Source organism: Streptomyces lycii (assembly GCF_009735685.1).
GTDB lineage: Bacteria > Actinomycetota > Actinomycetes > Streptomycetales > Streptomycetaceae > Streptomyces > Streptomyces lycii.
On record NZ_WHPN01000055.1, the window covers coordinates 1 to 3,289 of the forward strand.

At 75.6% G+C, this 3,289-nt stretch carries 1 protein-coding gene; it reads left to right on the forward strand.

Features of this window, described 5'->3' with window-relative positions; all coding sequences use genetic code 11:
* The first annotated feature begins 40 nt into the window (after positions 1-40).
* On the forward strand, positions 41-3,064 hold the full coding sequence (locus GCU69_RS02890; protein WP_156205043.1) for a glycoside hydrolase family 2 TIM barrel-domain containing protein: 3,024 nt from the start codon (positions 41-43) through the stop codon (positions 3,062-3,064).
* The last annotated feature ends 225 nt before the right edge of the window (positions 3,065-3,289 follow it).

Consider the following 3,289-nt stretch of genomic DNA (forward strand, 5'->3'; position numbering starts at 1 on the left):
GGGATCGTTCGAGGGATCACCGGGTTCACCGAGGAGACGCATGAGCAACTCTGGGGACGACGCCGCACTGCCGTACTACGAGGACGTCTCTCCCGGCAGCGGCACCCTGCCGCCGCGCGCCCGGTACGACGTGCCCGACGCGTCCCGGCAGCGGCTCGGCGGCCACTGGCGCTTCCGGCTGTCGCCGTCGGCGGCGGCCGTGGACGACTCGTTCGCGCGTCCGGAGTACGACGACTCCGGCTGGGACCGGCTGCCGGTGCCGTCCCACTGGGTGCTGCACGGACACGGCGCGCCCGCCTACACCAACACCCCGTACCCCTTCCCGCTGGACCCGCCGCGGGTGCCGGACGAGAACCCGACCGGGGACCACCGGGTGGTGTTCGACCTGGCGGCGGACTGGGGCGGGGACGTCCTGCTGCGCTTCGAGGGCGTCGAGTCCTGCGCGCGGGTGTGGCTCAACGGGCGGGAGCTGGGCTGGTTCCAGGGCAGCCGGCTGCCGCACGAGTTCGCCCTCGGCCGTGCCGACGGGGAGGGGCCGCTGCGCCGCCGGGGCAATGTGCTCGCCGTGCGGGTGCACCAGTGGTCGGCGGGAAGCTATCTGGAGGACCAGGACCAGTGGTGGCTGCCGGGCATCTTCCGGGAGGTCACGCTGGAGCACCGGCCGCCGGGCGCGGTGCGCGACTTCCGGGTGCACGCCGCGTACGACCACACCGGCGGAACCGGCACCCTGCGGGTCGACAGCGAGCCCGGCGGCCGGGTCAGGGTGCCGGAGCTGGGGCTGGACCTGGCGACGGGCGAAGCGGCGACCGTCCCCGTCGAACCGTGGTCGGCGGAGGTGCCGCGGCTGTACGAGGGCGAGCTTGTGACGTCCGCGGATCCGGCCGCCCCCGGCTCCGGTGGTGAGCGCGTGCCGCTGCGCATCGGCTTCCGCACGGTCGCCGTGGCGGACGGGGTGCTGAAGGTCAACGGGCGCCGGGTGCTGTTCCGCGGTGTCAACCGGCACGAGTTCCATCCCGAGCACGGCAGGGCCGTGGACCGGCGGACCATGGCCGAGGACGTGCGGCTGATGAAGCAGCACAACATCAACGCCGTGCGCACCAGCCACTATCCGCCGCATCCCGCCTTCCTCGACCTCTGCGACGAACTGGGCCTGTACGTCGTCGACGAGTGCGACCTGGAGACGCACGGCTTCCACGCGGTGGACTGGCGCGGCAACCCGGTGGACGACGACCGCTGGACCCCGGCCCTGCTCGACCGGGCGGAACGCATGGTCGGACGGGACCGGAACCACCCGTCGGTCATCATGTGGTCGCTGGGCAACGAGTGCGGCACGGGCCGCGGGCTGAGCGCGATGGCCCGCCGGATCCGTGCACTCGACCCGTCCCGGCCGCTGCACTACGAGGGCGATCCGTCCTGCGCGGACGTGGACGTCTACTCCCGGATGTACCTCCCGCACGAGGAGGTCGAACTGATCGGGCGCCGCGCGGAACCGGAACGGGGCACGCCGGAGCAGGACGCGCGCCGCCGCTCGCTGCCGTTCGTCCACTGCGAGTACGCGCACGCCATGGGCAACGGCCCCGGCGGGCTGAGCGAGTACCAGCGGCTGTACGAGACGTACGAGCGCTGCCAGGGCGGCTTCGTCTGGGAGTGGATCGACCACGGCATCGCCCGGCGCGCCCCCGACGGGACACGCTGGTACGCGTACGGCGGGGACTTCGGCGAGGAGCTGCACGACGGCAACTTCGTCTGCGACGGGCTGCTGTTCCCCGACCGGACGCCCTCCCCCGGGCTGACCGAGTACAAGAAGGTGATCGAGCCGGTCCGGATCGGCGCGGTGCCGGCTGCCGGGGCGGACGGCGCACCGGCGGACACCCTCACCGTCCGCAACGGGTACGACTTCGCCGACCTGTCGGCGCTCGCGTTCCGCTGGGCGTACGCGGTCGAGGGCGTGCCCGTCGCCGAGGGCGGGCTGACCGTGCCGCCGCTCGGGCCCGGCGAGAGCGCGGAGGTGAAGCTGCCGGAGCCGCCGCCCGCCCGGGGCCGCTGGGGTGAGGCGGTGTGGACCGTGCGGGCGGTGCTCGCGGCGGACGGGCCGTGGGCCGGGGCCGGGCACGAGGTGGCCTGGGCCCAGATTCCGGCCGGGACGGTCGCCGCGGAGACGGGCGCGCGTCCCGCGGCCCGGCCCGCCGCCGCGGCGTTCCCGGCCGGGCCGCGGGAGGACGGGGGCCGGGCCGTCCCGCTCGGTCCCGGCACGTTCGACGCGGCGACCGGCACGCTGACCGGCCTGCGCGGACTGGAGGTCACCGGTCCGCGGCTGGACGTGTGGCGGGCCCCGACCGACAACGACGAGGGCGCGCCCTGGCAGCCGGACCTGCGGCTCGGCCCGCTGTGGCGCCGGCTGGGCCTGCACCGGATGCGGCACCGGACCGACGAGGTCACCGTCGGCGGCGGCGCCCTGGTGGTGCGTTCACGGGTCGCGCCCGCCGCCACGGACCTGGCGCTGGCGACGACGTACCGCTGGACGGCCGACGGGGCGGTGCTGCGGCTGGAGGTGTCCGTGGAGCCGCTCGGCGACTGGCCCTGCCCGCTGCCGCGGCTCGGGCTGCGGCTCGGTCTGCCCGGCACCCTGGACCGGGCGGAGTGGTACGGCGGCGGTCCCGGCGAGGCGTACCCGGACACGCGGGCCGCGTCGCGGCTCGGGCGCTGGGCGATGCCGGTGGACGCGATGCAGACCCCGTACGTCCGGCCGCAGGAGAACGGGGCGCGGGAGGGCGTGCGGTGGGCCGAACTGCGCCGGCGGGACGGCACGGGCATCCGGATGACGGGCGAGCCGCCGTTCTGGTTCTCCGCCCGGCGCTGGACCACCGAGGAGCTGGACGCGGCGGACCACGGCACCGATCTGCGGGCGGGCGAGCGGATCTGGGTGCATCTCGACCACGCGCAGCAGGGAATCGGCAGCCAGTCCTGCGGCCCGGGGGTGCTGCCGCAGCACCGGCTGGCCGCGTCCCCGGCGTCGTTCGCGGTCGGCTTCTCGGTGCCGGAGGGTCCGGGCGGGGACAGCTGAGGGCGAGGGCAGCCGACGCGCCGCGGACGACGCCCGCGGACGGCCGGGGCGGAGCGGACAAGCGGGCGGACGGCCGGGGTGGACAGCCCAGGTGCGGACAATCGCGGCGGACGGTCAGAGCGGAGCGGACATTCGCGGCGGACGGTCAGAGCGGAGCGGACATTCGCGGCGGACCGGGGCGTTGCTTCGGGGGCCGGGACCGTACGGGGTGCGCTCACCCCGTAC